General features: G+C 52.5%; 17 protein-coding genes and 1 tRNA gene. 5 read left to right on the plus strand and 13 right to left on the minus strand.

The features are described from left to right. Positions 1-25: 25 nt before the first annotated feature. Positions 26-1,495, plus strand: a complete 1,470-nt coding sequence (locus tag DESMU_RS03480; protein ID WP_013562214.1) for a DUF2139 domain-containing protein — start codon at positions 26-28, stop codon at positions 1,493-1,495. Here DESMU_RS03480 and DESMU_RS03485 read toward each other — a convergent pair. After that, positions 1,488-2,828: an NfeD family protein gene (locus DESMU_RS03485; RefSeq protein WP_013562215.1), complete on the minus strand. Its 1,341-nt coding sequence runs from the start codon at positions 2,826-2,828 to the stop codon at positions 1,488-1,490. The two genes, DESMU_RS03480 and DESMU_RS03485, sit on opposite strands and share 8 nt — an antisense overlap. Positions 2,829-2,844: 16 nt before the next feature. Continuing rightward, on the minus strand, positions 2,845-3,633 hold the full coding sequence (locus tag DESMU_RS03490; protein WP_013562216.1) for a slipin family protein: 789 nt from the start codon (positions 3,631-3,633) through the stop codon (positions 2,845-2,847). A 137-nt stretch (positions 3,634-3,770) separates the two neighbouring features. Here DESMU_RS03490 and DESMU_RS03495 point away from each other — a divergent pair, with 137 nt between their 5' ends. After that, the gene (locus DESMU_RS03495) at positions 3,771-4,649 is read left to right on the plus strand and encodes a DMT family transporter (RefSeq protein WP_013562217.1); all 879 of its coding nucleotides are present in this window, start codon (positions 3,771-3,773) and stop codon (positions 4,647-4,649) included. Between the two features lie 79 nt (positions 4,650-4,728). Here the strand turns inward: DESMU_RS03495 and DESMU_RS03500 are convergent. From DESMU_RS03500 to DESMU_RS03510, 3 genes are all read right to left on the minus strand, one after another. Then, positions 4,729-4,813 (minus strand) — tRNA-Leu (locus tag DESMU_RS03500). 9 nt (positions 4,814-4,822) lie between these two features. After that, the gene (locus DESMU_RS03505; RefSeq protein ID WP_245526383.1) at positions 4,823-6,268 is read right to left on the minus strand and encodes a DUF402 domain-containing protein; all 1,446 of its coding nucleotides are present in this window, start codon (positions 6,266-6,268) and stop codon (positions 4,823-4,825) included. A 3-nt stretch (positions 6,269-6,271) separates the two neighbouring features. Continuing rightward, complete coding sequence (locus DESMU_RS03510) at positions 6,272-6,541, minus strand: stationary phase-response protein (protein ID WP_013562219.1); 270 nt, start codon at positions 6,539-6,541, stop codon at positions 6,272-6,274. Positions 6,542-6,634: 93 nt separating this feature from the next. On the opposite strand from DESMU_RS03510, the gene DESMU_RS03515 reads away from it, so the two are divergent. Then, positions 6,635-6,997: an Sjogren's syndrome/scleroderma autoantigen 1 family protein gene (locus DESMU_RS03515; RefSeq protein WP_013562220.1), complete on the plus strand. Its 363-nt coding sequence runs from the start codon at positions 6,635-6,637 to the stop codon at positions 6,995-6,997. Here DESMU_RS03515 and tmk read toward each other — a convergent pair. Genes tmk through DESMU_RS03545 form a run of 6 tightly spaced genes read right to left on the minus strand, consistent with a single transcriptional unit; the run spans position 6,994 to position 12,330 of the window. After that, a complete protein-coding gene (gene tmk, locus DESMU_RS03520; protein WP_013562221.1) occupies positions 6,994-7,608 on the minus strand; it encodes a dTMP kinase in 615 nt (204 codons plus the stop codon). The two genes, DESMU_RS03515 and tmk, sit on opposite strands and share 4 nt — an antisense overlap. Beyond that, a complete protein-coding gene (locus DESMU_RS03525; RefSeq protein ID WP_013562222.1) occupies positions 7,598-7,933 on the minus strand; it encodes an aconitase X swivel domain-containing protein in 336 nt (111 codons plus the stop codon). Before DESMU_RS03525 ends, tmk begins: the two co-directional genes overlap by 11 nt. A gap of 52 nt (positions 7,934-7,985) precedes the next feature. After that, on the minus strand, positions 7,986-9,155 hold the full coding sequence (locus tag DESMU_RS03530) for an aconitase X catalytic domain-containing protein (protein ID WP_013562223.1): 1,170 nt from the start codon (positions 9,153-9,155) through the stop codon (positions 7,986-7,988). Beyond that, a complete protein-coding gene (locus DESMU_RS03535; RefSeq protein ID WP_013562224.1) occupies positions 9,155-10,435 on the minus strand; it encodes a UbiD family decarboxylase domain-containing protein in 1,281 nt (426 codons plus the stop codon). Before DESMU_RS03535 ends, DESMU_RS03530 begins: the two co-directional genes overlap by 1 nt. Positions 10,436-10,439: 4 nt before the next feature. Continuing rightward, positions 10,440-11,684: a Clp1/GlmU family protein gene (locus DESMU_RS03540; protein ID WP_013562225.1), complete on the minus strand. Its 1,245-nt coding sequence runs from the start codon at positions 11,682-11,684 to the stop codon at positions 10,440-10,442. 1 nt (position 11,685) lies between these two features. Continuing rightward, positions 11,686-12,330 (minus strand): hypothetical protein, encoded by a 645-nt coding sequence (locus DESMU_RS03545; RefSeq protein ID WP_013562226.1) that lies wholly within the window; start codon positions 12,328-12,330, stop codon positions 11,686-11,688. A gap of 50 nt (positions 12,331-12,380) precedes the next feature. Here DESMU_RS03545 and DESMU_RS03550 point away from each other — a divergent pair, with 50 nt between their 5' ends. Beyond that, a complete protein-coding gene (locus DESMU_RS03550; protein WP_013562227.1) occupies positions 12,381-13,001 on the plus strand; it encodes an ATPase AAA in 621 nt (206 codons plus the stop codon). Then, positions 12,992-13,504, plus strand: coding sequence for a CDP-2,3-bis-(O-geranylgeranyl)-sn-glycerol synthase (locus DESMU_RS03555; RefSeq protein ID WP_013562228.1), 513 nt, complete (start codon positions 12,992-12,994; stop codon positions 13,502-13,504). Before DESMU_RS03550 ends, DESMU_RS03555 begins: the two co-directional genes overlap by 10 nt. A 56-nt stretch (positions 13,505-13,560) precedes the next feature. On the opposite strand, the gene DESMU_RS03560 is transcribed toward DESMU_RS03555, so the two are convergent. Together DESMU_RS03560 and DESMU_RS03565 are read right to left on the minus strand one after the other, a co-directional pair. Then, complete coding sequence (locus DESMU_RS03560; protein ID WP_013562229.1) at positions 13,561-14,784, minus strand: SufB/SufD family protein; 1,224 nt, start codon at positions 14,782-14,784, stop codon at positions 13,561-13,563. Next, entirely contained in the window at positions 14,777-15,508 is a 732-nt protein-coding gene (locus DESMU_RS03565; protein ID WP_013562230.1) for an ABC transporter ATP-binding protein, read from the minus strand. Before DESMU_RS03565 ends, DESMU_RS03560 begins: the two co-directional genes overlap by 8 nt. Positions 15,509-15,550: the final 42 nt, after the last annotated feature.

A 15,550-nucleotide genomic window follows, 5' to 3' on the forward strand; every position in this document is an offset into this window, starting at 1 on the left:
GGTTCAGCTGGTGGTGGATGCCTTGATGCACCTTTACCCTCCTAGATACGGCCCCGAGTGGGGTAGTGGCGGGATCTTCGGCTTAACCTACCATAGAGGCGTCTTATACTACACTGTTGCAATGGAGGCTGAAGCCCACTTCATACATGACGACGGCTTCACTGAAACATATAGATTCCAGGGCCTGGGTCCCGGACCCGCCTCGGGCGGCGACACCTATAACGCTGTAGATGTCGTTGACGATGAAATATTCTTCGGGGGATGGGTTCATAACCCAGCCCTATACAAGGGTAAAACAGGGGGTTCAGGGGAGATCGATTTCAGAAACAAGTATAGCCATATACATGTATACAGTGTGGCCGAGCACTCCGTGAAGCTCCTGTGGAGTGAAAGCATACATGACGAATACAAGTGGGCTGGCGAAGTCTCCCAGATAACATACGATCCTGTGAATGATAGACTACTCATAGGTAGGGCTGACGGCCACGTCAACCTAGGCATCTATTCACTGCCACGCAGGGGAGGCAGGGTTGAAAAAGTAAGCGAGACACCTGGGCTTAAGGGAGCCTTGTTCCTGGACTACGCGTGCTTCGATATGCAGCCAAACTGGCTTAGAGGAGTCGATGGAATCCAATGTGTTGACCTGGTTAGCGGGCAACTAGTCAAGTACAGTGTTGAATCATGGAGCAGGATATCCGTGGATGGCGGAGGCGTTGAGATGCGTGGAAGCGGCTACGGGATCAGCGCGTATACAAGGTACCTGCACTTCTTCCGTGGAGGAGTACTAGTGGGAAACCCTGTTGAGCCATGGATCGATGAGCCAAGGTTCATGAGGCTCTTCGACTTCGGCCGGAACCCCTATGCGCCGCAGAGAAGTAATGCACTGGTACTTGGCGGAGGTATCCTGGCACCCTTCAACGCGTACACCCATGGCTTTCTACACGGCTATAAGGAGGGTGACAACGTACTTGCGAAGCATCTCAACACCGTGGTGGGTCCTTCAGTGCTCGTGTACATTACTCCACCCCAGGCCAGGATAGTAATGGCCCTTGGCGCCAGAGTAACAAGCATGGCTAAGAGAGGAGGCGAAATCCTAGTTGGTTATTCAACCACACCCAACCTGGGGGGCAGGGATGCATCACCACTCGACGCCGGGGTCAAAGGAATCACTATCGTCAGCGAGGAATCACTGCTAAGCGCCTCCCCGCCCCCAGTGGTTTTCAGGGTCTATGGCTGGATGGTTGAAGGCAACTACTTTGGTGGAATACCGCTATCCGGGTACAGGGAGCCGCGTTTAGTGATAGACTCCAAGAGGGGGAACAGGCTTACAATATACCATTATGATGCAGGTCTCCCTCCAGACATTATAGAGGAGTCATCGCTCAGTCTAGGGGAGGGCCGGAGCACTGTTGACTTGAAGGGCTACTGGGGCATAGTCTCATTCAGACTTGAAGAAGCTGATCCAAGTGCTAAGATATATATCATCCTCAACTAGTTTTCCGCCTGACCTTTAAGACACCGCCTTCCAGTATCTCCTCGACAACCACTTCCTCGCCTGGCAGCAAGTGTTCGCTTGAGACCGCTCTCCAATACTCTCCTTCAATAATCACGAAACCCATTTGACCCGGCTTCACCTCCTCGATCACCCTGCCCGTCTTACCCACTGGAAGGAACTCCACGGGCTTCCTGCGCTTCACATTAATCACCTTGTAGATCACGACGCCGAAGACTCCGCCCAGAACTATTGATACTGCTAATACATATAGTCTCAACACGGTAATATATTCACCGCTGGGCGAGACACCTGTGGGGACATAGACTGGCAGTAGTGCGAAGCCAAGTGCGAGCAACACTATCCCGCTTATACCGACTACCCCGAATCCCGGTATAACGAAGAGCTCTAGTGAGAGCAGTAGTGCACCTAGCAGTATTAGGAATGCCGAGATCATGTTAGCACTGAACCCCGTGCCAACTAGGCCCAGTAGTAGTAGCCCTATGGTCAATGGAAGCACCGATAGCTTTCCTGCAACGAGGGCAAATATTGTTGCAAGCATCCCTATGGTTGCAAGTATGTTTGCAACATAGCTATTGGAGAGCACGGATATAAACCGTGACCTGATGCTACAGGAGAAGGTTCTCACGGATGCCCTATCTATGTTTAAAACATACTCTACGCCGTTAACCCTCACATGGGTTCCATTTATTGCTGAGAGAAGAGTGTTGAAGTCTTCGACCTCTAAGTCGGCTACGCCGAGTGAGACTGCTACAGTGGAGTTTATGGTTAGGGCATACCTTACGAATTCCTCTATCAATGTCTGATTCCTGCCGGCTCTCCCCGCATAGGTTCTCGCCTTCTCTATTATAGGGTTGAGTACCTTTGACTCGTTGACGAATTGTATTCGACCGGTTAATGGATCAACCACGACTGGCTGCATATCCCCTATTGTCGAGTACCTTTGCAACGCCACAATGTTAGCTGGAAGTATTATCAGCGTGGCAGCACTAAGAGCCTTGGTTTCAACGTAAGCCACGGTAGGCGTCTTCGAGTATAGCACGGCGTCCCCTATTGTGAAGCCCGCGTCCAGGAGGCCTCCGTAGGAGTTAACCCGGTATATGAGTAGGGAGCCAGTTGACTCAGCCTCTCTCAATGCATCTGTAAAGCACTCTGCAACACCGTTATCTATAGTGTCGAAGGGGGGTGCTATGTCGACTACTAGTACTCTATCTACCACCCTAACCTGCCCCTGGCTCTCCGCATGATTCACAGCCAGGGATGTGAAAAGCAACACCACGGCGACGAGAAAAACAATGCTTCTCGCTAAGTCCACCGCCCCAGGCCCCCTTCTACTCGCCTTTCTCCCTCTCTTTAAGAGCCTTGTAGACGCCGATCATCGAGCCGGTTGACGATGCGGAAGACTCTGTGACGACTACGAGGGCTTTCTCCCTCGCTATCTCTATCAGGGTCTGCAGCTCCCTCAACCTCAATGCTACCGGGTGCTCCTCATACATTCTGGCTGCCTCAGCAAGTATCTGGGATGCCTGTCTCTCACCCTCAGCTTCTATGACTCTAGCCCTCCTCCATCTCTCTGCTTCAGCCTGCTTCGCCATGGCCCTCATCAGTTCCTCGGGGAGCTCAACGGACTTTATGGTTACAGAGGATATTTTTATCCCCCACGGCATGGTTAACTCATCGAGTATGCCTGTTATCCTCTTGTTTAACTCATCCCTCTTTTGAAGCAGCTCATCCAGCTCTGACTGCCCTAGTACATCTCTTAGAACAGTCTGCCCGAGAAGACTCACGGAGTAATGGTAGTTTGCAACCCTGGTTATAGCTAGGACTGGATCCACCACCCTGTAGTATACTACCGCGTCAACCTTCACGCTAACGTTGTCTTTCGTAATGATCTCCTGCTTCGGGACGTCAACGGTTATCACCCTTAAGTCAACCTTCGCAACCTGGTCGAAGAACGGTATCACGAGTATTAGGCCGGGACCCTTGGCGCCCACCAGCCGGCCGAGCCTGAAGACAACCACCCTCTCGTATTCCCTAACGATTTTAACTGATGCTGAGAGTAGGGGTACACCTATGAAGAGTATTATTATCAGGAGTATTAGGAGCCCAAAGGGATCCATTATCCCACCACTGATTAACGATTAAACACTGCTACCTAATAAACCTGCCCAGGCCACGGGCTTTAAGCCCGAGCCAGCATCACTAGACCCCCGGTGAACAGCATTAAACCCGGCTCAGAGGCGAGCGGTGGCAAGGCATGCCTCTTGGAGACATGGCTACAGGGTTGCTTTACCTGGGCTTAAGCGTATTGATGTGGTCTCTGACGCCGAGCCTTATCTCAATGGACAAAGCCCGCTACAATAGCTTCACAGCCAATGGTTTAAGAGCTCTTCTCGCGGGTGTCGTGATGCTCCCGTTCACGGCTGAAATCATACTTGAGAATCCCGTTGACTACCTCACAGCCGGGGCCCTCCTTGGCTTGATCGGCATACTTGTAGGGGACTCCCTGTATATTCTCACGATAAGGAGGTTGGGGCCCGGCCTCGCCGTTGTACTATGCTACTCGTACGTTGCGACAACACAGCTACTTAAACAACTCGTAGCACCAGGCGGTAGCGTGTATGTCGCTGTTGCTGCATCCCTGATAGCTATTGTCGGCATGTATATAGCGGTGCGCGAACAGTTGACGTTCATAGTGTTTAACACCACTGGGTTGCTCGCGGCAGCCCTGACCAATATATCGTGGGCTGCCTGGAGCCTGATCTCATGGATATATGTGAAGGGGCGAGGCCTCAATGTGCTGGCTTTAACCTCTGCCAGGTTCATTATACCCGGCCTCATTCTTACAGTGTATTCCACTAGAAGGCACGGGGCAAGAGAGCTCTTCACACATGCACCCAGAAAGCTCAGGTACACCATGCTAAGCGGTTTAACAGGCTACCTCGTAGGGGGGACAGCTTACCTTGAATCCCTTAAATACATTGATGTCTCACAGGCGACAATAGCCACAGCAGCAGTCCCAGTGTTGAGCCAACTGATCTCCTCGACTACCACCGGCAGCAGAATCCGGAGGAGTGAACTCGCTGGAGCACTACTGGTTGCATTGTCCATAGTGATTTCATCGCTTTACAGCTGAAAGCCTCGCCTTTTAAGGCGGGGAGGAGGTTGGATCAGGCTGGTATCTCCTCGTGGATGATCATGCTTCAAGTTACAGGTGCGGGGGGTGGGATTTGAACCCACGCAGGCCTACGCCATCGGGTCCTGAGCCCGACCCCTTTGACCAAGCTCGGGCACCCCCGCACCTATAGATTACTGGATTACATGCGACGGGTTATAAAGGTAGGGTGCAGGGTTGCCTACAGCCTCCTCAACCGCTTTTAAAGCATATTGGTAGAGCCTGCTATCTATTAATCCCTGCTGGAAAGCCTTATCCAACTCCTCCCTGTCGAGCACGTTGATCCTTCCATCAGGTGTTACTGATACGTCTACTAGGAGATCGTGATACTTCACCGTGTCCGCTGAGACCTCGGGGGGTGTGTTTACATTGATGTATGAGCCTAGCCACGTGTTCCCCCTGTAGTAGTTGTGCACTATGTAGGGTCTTCCAAGCATGATAACCATGTAGTCCACGTCGCCCGGCTTCCTCTCCACGTTTAAGCCATCGTAGATGCCGCTCCCCGTTATCAGGCGCTTGATGATGATGCGCGTGGAATCCGGGCCCCTTAGAACCTTCTCCACTCTTCCAGGCACGAGCTCCAATACTTCGCCGGTTGGCTTTACATGTTTTATCCTGATAGACCTCTCCTCTGAGATCTTTGCAAGCAGAAACTCGTGGACACCCTTTGACGCTGCATCCCTGCCACATCCATGCATGACGCTGAACTCCAATGCCTCGACGAGATCCCCTAGCCCCATTGAGCGAAGAGAATGATGCCCACTTATAGTGGGTGTTACAGCATCCCTTACATCATCCAGGAATGCCTTTGAGAGACTTGTGAACCTTATTAAGCCCAATAGCTCTCCGCTGTAAAGTTTAACCGGTGGCTCCGCCTCCTTGACCCTGGCCATCAGCCTACGGTATTCCCCGAGCAACGTGTCTATCTCATTCAGCAATTCACCTGACCCAGCGAACCTGGCACTACTCCTGAAGTGTATTCCTAGGCCTGTCCCCATGAGCCTCGAGGCTGCTAGCGTGGTGAGCCTGGCTTTCAACTCTGGATCCCTGATATGCTCTGAGAACGTGACCCTTGGCTCCCCGTGGAGTAATGCTACTAGTTTCCCGAGGAGCCTGAAGCCTTTCGATGCAATAACGCGCTCCCCGGGGTACAAGGGCGCCTTCCTCACGCCTACTACCGCTTTATCCCCAGGTGTCTCCTTGCAGGGGGACACTTCTACCTTGAACTCCCCTGCATCAGCCGTGCACACTCCGTTCTCCGCCTTCTCAATCCTAACCAGGTATACTGAGTAAAGCTCCACCTTGGAGAGAGTTTTAAATGTGAACGGTATCGTCGAGGTCAGCTGCTCGAACACCTCCCTGGTTTCCGCTGGTGAACCAATCAATATGACTCCATCTCCGTCATCACTGTCCTTAATGGTTACATCGCTCGGTGAGTTGTTGACTGTTAAACCGAACCTTACAGCTATCTTCTCGCTGGGTTGCACTATTGCGTAACCCTTCTCTACGAGTAGCCTTGTCAGAGCTGTGGCATATATGCCTCTAACCCTTACATTGACCAAGCCTAGATCCCTATCCACGGGCTAATCGTGGATCGTTTCCAGTATGGCTATTACCTGCCATATCTTCGTTCTAGCACTTAAAGGCATATTGGGGTCCTGGCTCACCTGGTCTAGAACCCCTACGGCGTTAGCGGCCCTGACACCGGGCGTGTATCTTTCATCACGGAGATGGTTTAAGGCCTCGGTTGCAGCCCTCCTGATGTTCCTGGGGACAGCTGTGTCGTTAACTATGCTCATCAACAAGTATATGGCGTTCCTCATCTTGACCTCGTTATCTGGCACCTTGCTCAAGCCGGTCACCCCGGAGCAGTATTAATACTCTCTATAACAATACACTACCACTAGTTAAAAACCATTAAACTAGTTTACGAGTAGGTGGGATGTATGTCGGAGCGAGATCCAATAAAGGTCATGGCTGAACTACTGAAGTCAGGTGCAACAATGCTGCCTGAGACATGCCCTGTGGAGGGATGCAACCTCCCCCTCTTCAAGCTTAGAAGCGGAGAGATAGTTTGCCCAGTGCATGGAAAGGTTCATGTCGTCAGGACTGAGGAGGAGGTTAGGGAAGTTTACTCCAAGACGACGCTAGCCCTCTTGCTGGACAAGGTTGAGTCAACAGCCATCAGGGTCATAGATTCACTCGTAGGCGAGCCTGATGCTGATGCATCAGAGATCATAAGGTGGCTCGAGGTACTTGAAAGAGTTGAAAGGTTGAAATCCATGACGAAGGGGAGGCCTCAGGGCTAGCCCCGGGGGGCATGCCCCCTACCTATGACTCCCTGCACTATGCTCCATACCTCGGCGTACACCTCCCCCAGTGGCCTCGACGCATCAACACGTGTGAGGAGCCCTATCTCCACCATCCTCACGTAGGCTTCCCTTACCCTGTGGAGGAACTCTTTTTTCTCGTACTCAGGGAACCTTGATGTACTCGTCGTCTTCCTGGATAAGCCTTCCTCAGGGTCTACGTCAAGGTATATGGCTACATCAGGCTTTAACGCATACTTGTTTACCTCGAGGATCCAGTCGAATGGTGCACCACTAGCCGACTGGTAGGCCACGCTACTGTAGAAGTATCTGTCCGAGACTACTGTTACGCCTTTCTCTATGAAGGGCTTCACCAAGCTCTTCACATGTATGAGTCTGTCAAGGGCGAACGCTAAGGCATCGATGTATGCATCCCGTAAGTCACTGTAGATGGATTTAACGGCTTTAACGATCTCCGAGTCCGTTGGCTCATATGTGTAGATGGCTGGAAAACCCCTTGACTCCAGCTCCTCGACCAGCCTATGCGCCACCGTTGTCTTCCCAGCACCGTCAAGTCCTTCGAGCACTATGAAGTAACCTTTACCATGCATAGATCACACCGGAGCCGCGCATGTATCTAACACGCCTCTTGGTTTTTAAAGCGTCCCTGAAGCCCTCGTAGTCTTCTACTACTAGCAGAGGTATCTCGGCTATCACGCATCCAGCGATCAGTATTGGCTCAGCCTCCTTAACCACCATGCATAAGGGAGAACTACCCTGCTGCCTCATAGCGTAGATCACGTAGGATCCCACAGTGCTCCCCCTTCCCCCCTTGAATACAAGCACCCGGCCCCGGATACTTACCTCGCCACTCTCCGTCTTCACGACACCACGGACTGGGTCCACCTCGCCTAGGAAGCTCAGGTATTGATCCACGACGACTACCTCGCCCTCGCATTCACCGTCAACAACAGCTCTGACCCGCCAGCTACCCGTAGACAGACTCCACCACCTCCCTTACCCCTGCCACCCTGACCCTGAGCCCGTGGATTTTCCTGAGGTAGAATGCTGCCTTCCCACTATTGGTGATAACCACATCATATCTCTCACGCAGCCTAGACACCACCGGGCACGTGCCTGCTGCGATGTCGACACCCCTGGCCTTCAACTCGTTTATGAGCCAGCTGTACCTGGACACGTACTCTGCTGGGATTGTTAGGAGGAGCCTGCCCCTCCGTGGATACCGGTGTCTCTTTAAGAGTCTAGCTGTTTCGACGAGTTCACCAAGGCTTAGATGAGGGCAACCCATGTAGCCGAGCACCCTGCCACCGGGGGGTGGTTCTTCGCCAACATACCTCTCGAGATCCCTGCCTTCAACAGTAACCCTCTCCTCTAATTCCTCGATATATGTGCCCCTAGGAGTCAACCCGGGTATAACTGCCATTGCATGAGAGCCGGATGCAGCCATTGATGCTAACAGTACCTTGAGCTCGCCCATGCCCAGGCGGGCTGCTGAAGGGATGAACGGTGTCTCCCTCAGGTTTTCACCTATCCATAATCCCAGGGTTCCAGCCGGATATGCGTAGGCGTCTGGTGCAAGCGTCACCGCAACCCTGGCGCGACGGTTACCGAGAACATGAAGCCCGGCATGATACGTGTAGCCTGTTATAGCGGCTGCCAGGGCTATGGGACCTCCCTCCCTGTTAGTGAAGCCGCCGTAGAAAGTGTTGGCGAATATTACCGCACTGCTCTCACCCCATGCAAGATGCTCCCCGGGCGCAGGAGGCCTATACCAGTATGGTATGCATGTGAAGACCGGTTTGAAACCCATCCTCACGAGTGCGTCATCTATTATGCTCTGCTGCTCTAAGAGACTGTTATCTATGATGGATTGAAGCCCACCGTAGTCAACGCATCCCGGGTTCACCGTGGTATACACCCTGGCCCTCCCACCCTTCTCGTAGAAGTCCCTTATGAACCTTGAACCATAAACACCAATATTGGAGAATGAAACCCCTGAGACATGTGCGTGAACTATCTCTACAAGCCTGTCAGCTCCCATTGATTCCCCGACTCTCACTATTATCTCCATTGCTTTAGCAGTGCTCCAACCGTATTCCCCCCTCAGCATTGCCTCCTGTTCCTTCGTAAGGTACATTAGGGTATCTCAACCCTCCTATACTTATCCCAAGCCCCGTCAAACGGCTTAACAGCTATAAAGACAACCTTGTCGCCGAGCCCCTCCATACTCCTCGGATCCAGCGTGCTGCCCTTAACGTCCCTGAGCACTATCAGATCCTCGGAGCCCCTCATACGGGTTGCAATAGCCCATTCAACCATTAATGGATCATCCACGTCTATGTCGTCATCGACAACTATAACGTGCTTCACGCTTGGATGCGCCGAGATCACTGCTAACCCCGCCAGCCTCGCGTCACCGGGCGACATCTGTTTAAGCGATACGACAACGTGAAGCCAGCCTGAGCCACCCTCCGTCAGCCTCACGGCTTTCAGGCCCGGTGCAATCCTCTTGACATGACTATATATCACGGGCTCCCTGGGGAACCCCATTAGGAATTGATGCTCCCAGGAACCAGGGACTATGGCGTGGAAAACCGGGTTTCCATTCCTTGCCACATAGACTGCGAGGGGTTTGAAAACAGGTTCTTTTCTCTCAGGGTCCACCAGCATCAGTATATCGGTGAACGGCCCCTCCCTATCTCTTTCACCAGTTATCACGCCTTCTACGACCACGCTGGAGTCTACGGGAACCGGTATCCTGTACAACGGTGTCTCCGCAACCATGTTCCCGCCGCCGAGAGCCGCTCCCACGCCTACTTCAAAGACCCCTAGGGGAGGATTCATTGCGGCCGCTAATTCCTGGAAGGGGTTGAGCCCCAGTACAAGTGCGACAGGGGTGTCACGGCCTCTCTCACGGTTCCTGCTGACTATGTAGTGTAGGTGTCTCGGCACTATTCTAAGAGTGGCCTTGTCGTTGGCGTGATACATTACTCTATGGAAACTGCTGTTACAGTACTCCTCTGTACACGCTATGATAACCGAGCTCGTTAAGTAGTATCCCCCATCCTCCCTGTAGTACTTGATGAATGGAAGTACGTCGAGGAGTCCCTCAATCCTTCTAAAATACTTGTGGAATTCATCCCTCACGAGGCCCGCAGGATTGTTTAAAGCGTTCTCCATCAACTTGTAGAGCTCCTCATCGCTTCCAGCATTGAAAAGCCTGTAAACATCCCTCCTCCTGGTGACTAGGTTAGTGTACCCGGTAATCCACTCTCTCCCCCTGACCTTGAATACTACTACCCTATCCCTGTTGCTCCACGCAATCCTCGTGATCTCATAGCTTGAGTCGATGACGCCGGCGTCAAGTATCTCCTTACCCATGGTCTTCGCCAGCTTCTCCAGGAGCTCTAAATCCATGCCGTCACACCTCGATGAACTCCTCAGTGTAGTCCTCTCCTATCCTGATCTGAGAGAGCTTTAATACGTCTATCCTGTCCTGGAACCTTGTTCTCACAAGGATCTCCCTTCCTTCGAAGTCGAATTTTTCCACTATGCAAGGGTAGTCGCCTCCTCTATGTGAGCCGACCCCGCAGTAAACACCTTTCTCGAAGCCGGGCGGATACGTCTTCACCTTGACGACGCCGAGTCTCCTATTGATCTCCTCACTGTTGAAGGCTTTAACAGTGCCGTAGACGTGTAGCTCGTTCACGAGCTGGGAGGCATATATCACCCTGCCCTCTACCAGCCCATCCAGCATTGAGGACTCTACTTGCACGCCGTGGAACAGGGGATGACCATCCACGAGCACTGTATCCATGTTCACCCTCCGCAGTGGGGCATCTACGAGGAAATCCCTGTACCTCATGCTACGGAGTAATCTCCTCTCCTCCCTGCTACGTGTTCTCCTAACAGTTGGCTCGGGTAGTTCGTATACTTTCACGCCTATCTTCTCAAACCTCTTGAAGTACCGGCTTAAATCGTCTCCGAGTATTACCACTGCATCCGGCTCAACGATCTCGATCAAGCGTTGCTTATAGTATACTGCGCCAGGATCCCTGATCCATCCATCTGTATCGATCACTATGATACTGCATCCAAGGGACTCAGACTTCTCGGCCAACCAGCGGAGCTCCCTAGGGATCACATGCGTGTAGCCCTGGGGACGGATGTCGCCTATGAATCTCATCATGTAAACGGGTATCTCGGTGTTCCATAGAACCTGCCTATCCGGGATCCCCAGTGATATGAAGCCCGGTGGGCCTATGTCGGCTTGCCCCACGTCTCCGTCTATCACGCAGGGCTTTAAGCCTGCCGAGATGGCTGTGTTTGAGAGCAGTGTTGTAAACGAGGTTTTACCGGAGTCCACGCCCCCTATGACCACTACTCTCCTGTGGCCTTTTGAAACTATTTCAAGTGCCGTGCTCGCTCTCTTCCTGTATGGATCATGTTCATCAACGGGCTGTATAGTGGAATCACTCGTCATGGTAACGTCGAGCTCCGTGTCCTCGAGGGCCTCGATAACATAGTTCCTGAACCTGTGCACAATAATATTCTCACCACCCCTAACAGTCTTCCCTAGGATCGCGATGGAACCCTTCACGATTGTAATAGACATCGGCCCGAAAACCCTGACGGCCTCGCCTCTTACAAGGCTTAAACGAGGCAAGCTACTCCACCTCAACTCCCTTCATCATGGCGATCTTGAAGGCTGCATACACATCCTTCTCCCTGAACGGCTTCACCCTTCTGAGCCTTTCCCCCAGGACCCTTGCTTCATCAATGCTCACTGAACCAGGAGTAGTTGCATCCTCATCCACGATCTCAACCCTTAACCCTGTGTCTCTTCTAAGCATCGAGGCCAGCTCCACCCCCCTGTGCCTGGATCCAACTCTCACAATTACCCTGTCTGCCGGCATACACTCCCTAAGATAGTTAGCCATGTTGACTACATCTATATAGTCCCCCGTGCCGTGCTCCACGTATTCACCGTCACCTATCACAATGTAGCCTAAGCGCCTCCCTGGGTCGACGCCGAGCACCAGCTCCCTGTAACCTGTTTTAAGGCGGGTGGCCAGGATGGCTTTCTCGAGGACTCTGCAGTCACGGGATGGATCGTAGAAGACAACCACATCCCTCCTATCTGAGACCTCTTCCAAGAACACGGTGTAGTCTGTGTAGAACACGCTTCCATAAGGCACCTCATCCCTAGAGTAATAGTGGCTGAACGATACATTCCTCTCCCTGAGGACAGCGAGCACTTTGAGGAACCATCTCGGCTCGTAGACGGCTATCACCAGGGGGCGCTTCTGCAAGCCCTTAAATCACCGTGTAATAATCACATCACCATGGATATATCTCACGGGTGATTTTTATAGGGCTCTACACAGGGCATCAAACAATAGACTCGCTAATAGAGTCCAGCAGCACCACGCTATTTTACGGTGTAGCGGGATCAGGGAAGACAACTATGCTGATGACCATAGCAGGCAACTACTGTAGAAACCGGGTATGCCTGTACGTGTCAACCGAGGAGACCCTCCACTATGAGAGGGTTGCCCGGGACCCGGAGAGGTATCGTGGAGTACTCTTCACGGAGATATATGACTTCGGAAGGCTCGTCGACCTTGCAACATTTATATATCTGCATGGATTCGAAGCAGTCTTTATAGATAGCTTGAACTCTCTCTTCAGGCTAGAGCCCTTGGGCGAGAACTCTTTATCCAGGCTTGCCTATATAGTTGCATCACTGAGAAAAACCGTGGAGAACAACTCGGGGAAGCTCTTCGCGTCTGCACAGGTGAGGGCTGGTGAAGGAGAAGATAAGCCTGTGGGGGAGCCGGTGCTCGATTACTACTTCGATGTCGTGGTAAGCCTCTCGATAGGAGGGGATGGGAGATACGCGAGAATAGTTAAGCCCCCTGAGGCAGATGAAGGAAGAGTCTTCCCATTCAGGATAACGGAGAGTGGGATTGAATGGATGTAGCCTCGTACGTTGTCTGGTTGATCAAGTATTATCTCCCCGCTATGGTTGCCAATGCATCCCCTGTATTGGTCAAGGGGAGGATAGCTATAGATAGGGGGCGCCTCTTCATCGATGGGAGGCCGGTTTTCGGCAACCATAAGACATGGGAAGGGTTTACAATAGGGGTTGTGAACGCGTTCATAACCGGCTCAGCCATCGGAGTCGTCCTCAGGGACCCCTGGATACAAGTGCTCTCTCTTGCAGCAGGGGTCTCCAGCATGCTCGGAGACCTAGCTGGGGCGTTTATAAAGCGCAGGCTGGGCATAGCGCCTGGAAAACCCTTGCCTATAGTGGATCAATTGAACTTCGCGTTGGCGACAACAATCCTCTACATCGCACTACGTGTTGAAGATGTAGTAGGCCGCATGGATTTCGTTGCGTTAACACTCCTCCTAATACTCATACTGCATGTGGCCACGAACAGCTTGGCATACTTGCTCGGGTTGAAGGATACATGGTGGTAGCATTCGGTTACCGTTGAAAGCCTCCACCCTTAGGACGGGGGAGGTCAACCCTGGTGTCAGCCCACGGCGTTCCTGGTTATCCTGTCGAGTAGTTTCTCCACCTCTCTTTTCACGGCAAGCGGTATGCCGGGCACCTCGATGCTCATGAAGCCCCTTACAAGCACCGATTTCGCCTCGTCCTCTGTGAACCCTTTGCTCATAAGGTACTGTATCTCTTTCTCAGCTATCATGCCTATGGCTGCTTCATGGCTTAGGAGGGCACCCGGTTTCCTCGATGTGATAACCGGTATTGATGACACCATGGCTTTCCCCGATAACAATAGTCCAAGGCACTCTATGTGGCCGCGTGTCTCTGCATCATACGCGTCGATACTGCTCCTAGCGTAGACTTCAGCATGGTCGCTTGCCACTACACGGGACACCACCTCCGCTGAACTACCTTTACCGGCTAGCACGGCTGCTGACCCCTGATCATATATGCCTCGCCCGCTACCAGCCACTATTGATGCTAGGTAGGCTTTTCCACCTGCTGAGAGCTCTGTTCTCGGATATGTTTGCAGGCTTGCGACAGGGCTGTAGATTATGTAGTAGCTAACGTATTCAGCCCCTTCCTCAACCCTCACAGCTGTCCTAGGCCTCACGTGCATTCCATCCGCCCATGCATGCATCATTGTGAAGGTTAGCCTTGCATTCCGTGACACATAGAACTCTGAGACACCTATGTGCACTCCTTCCCTGACGCCGTGGGGCACCGCGCAACCAGTCACCACGTGTGCCTCGGCACCCTCATCAACGAACACTATGTTATGCGCATACTGTATCCTGCGGTCACCTGTTATAGCGAGGCAGGTATATATTGGAACCGGAACCCTGACGCCCCTCGGTACATAGATGAAGTATCCGAGCTCGCCGCCTCGAAGATACGTGGATGCCGTGTACTTATCGGTAGCTGGATCCACAAGCCTCCATGCAAGGCTCCTCCCAACGTCAGTCTTCTCCAATGCGAGCCTTGTAGGCATTATCTTAACACCGTACTTACCCAGCACCCTCTCCATTAACCTGTAGAGGGCTGTCTCATCGAGCTGAATATATGAAGCTGCCTCAACATTCATGCCGAATCTCTCGCCGGCACCCCTGGCCTCAGCCGGAATCCCGCTTTCGCCGCTAACCTCACCCACGCTGACCGGTTCAGCTGTATAAGCATCTAAATCTACATCGGGTCCGAACGGGGCGGGCTTAAGCAATGCCTCCCTCACTCTACTAGTGTTACGCTCACCCAATCCCACCACCCCTAAGAGCCTCTACTCCCCTCCTGTAGCCCAGCTTGAATACCACTGGAAGCACCTCGTCAGGGGAGCCGCTGTGAACAATCCTCCCCTCCATCAGGATGTGGACCCGGTCTATCCTGCTCAATTTATTCGTTATTAGACCCGTATGTGTCACCAGTATCACTGAGCTACCCTTACGCGTCAACAGGTCTATCACGTGCGCTATGCTGTCAGCGCTCTCGATGTCGACACCGCTATCTGGTTCATCAAGCATGGCTAGCTTCGGCGACTGCAAGAGTGAAAGGAAGAGTTCAGCCCTCTTCTTCTCGCCACCACTGAACCCGAGGAAGAGATCCCTCTCGAGTAAGGGATCTACCCTGAGGAGTTTCGAAAACATAGCTGAGTCCTCGCACCTATACTTCTCCAACATGAATCTAGCTACATCCCTCAGCTTAACGCCCTTCACCTCTGGAGGATTCTGATGGGCCAGGGCTATCCCAAGCCTCGCCCTCTCATAGGGGGGTAAATCAGTGATGTCGCGTCCTCCAAAGTATATTTTCCCGGAAACCACCTTCAAGTATGGTAAGCCCATTATTGATGCTAGGAGCGTTGATTTACCGCTGCCATTGGGACCCATTACTACGTGCAACTCCCCATGTTGAACAGTAAGGGATACATCCCTGAGCACCAACCTATCCCCTACAGTAACAGAGAGACCTCTGATCTCTAGGCTCATCTCAAACCCCTATATCAGGAAAGGATCCACCATGAATATAAG

Origin of the sequence: Desulfurococcus mucosus DSM 2162, assembly GCF_000186365.1 — an archaeon.
In the GTDB taxonomy this organism is placed as follows: Archaea; Thermoproteota; Thermoprotei_A; order Sulfolobales; family Desulfurococcaceae; genus Desulfurococcus; species Desulfurococcus mucosus.

Excerpts from the sequence above, each read along its gene's own strand:
- DESMU_RS03515 (WP_013562220.1), top strand. The coding sequence starts at position 6,635 with ATGTCGGAGCGAGATCCAATAAAGGTCATGGCTGAACTACTGAAGTCA.
- DESMU_RS03495 (WP_013562217.1), top strand. The coding sequence starts at position 3,771 with ATGCCTCTTGGAGACATGGCTACAGGGTTGCTTTACCTGGGCTTAAGC.
- DESMU_RS03530 (WP_013562223.1), bottom strand. The coding sequence starts at position 9,155 with ATGTACCTTACGAAGGAACAGGAGGCAATGCTGAGGGGGGAATACGGT.
- tmk (WP_013562221.1), bottom strand. The coding sequence starts at position 7,608 with ATGCATGGTAAAGGTTACTTCATAGTGCTCGAAGGACTTGACGGTGCT.
- DESMU_RS03480 (WP_013562214.1), top strand. The coding sequence starts at position 26 with ATGCACCTTTACCCTCCTAGATACGGCCCCGAGTGGGGTAGTGGCGGG.
- DESMU_RS03555 (WP_013562228.1), top strand. The coding sequence starts at position 12,992 with ATGGATGTAGCCTCGTACGTTGTCTGGTTGATCAAGTATTATCTCCCC.
- DESMU_RS03490 (WP_013562216.1), bottom strand. The coding sequence starts at position 3,633 with ATGGATCCCTTTGGGCTCCTAATACTCCTGATAATAATACTCTTCATA.
- DESMU_RS03535 (WP_013562224.1), bottom strand. The coding sequence starts at position 10,435 with ATGGATTTAGAGCTCCTGGAGAAGCTGGCGAAGACCATGGGTAAGGAG.
- DESMU_RS03565 (WP_013562230.1), bottom strand. The coding sequence starts at position 15,508 with ATGAGCCTAGAGATCAGAGGTCTCTCTGTTACTGTAGGGGATAGGTTG.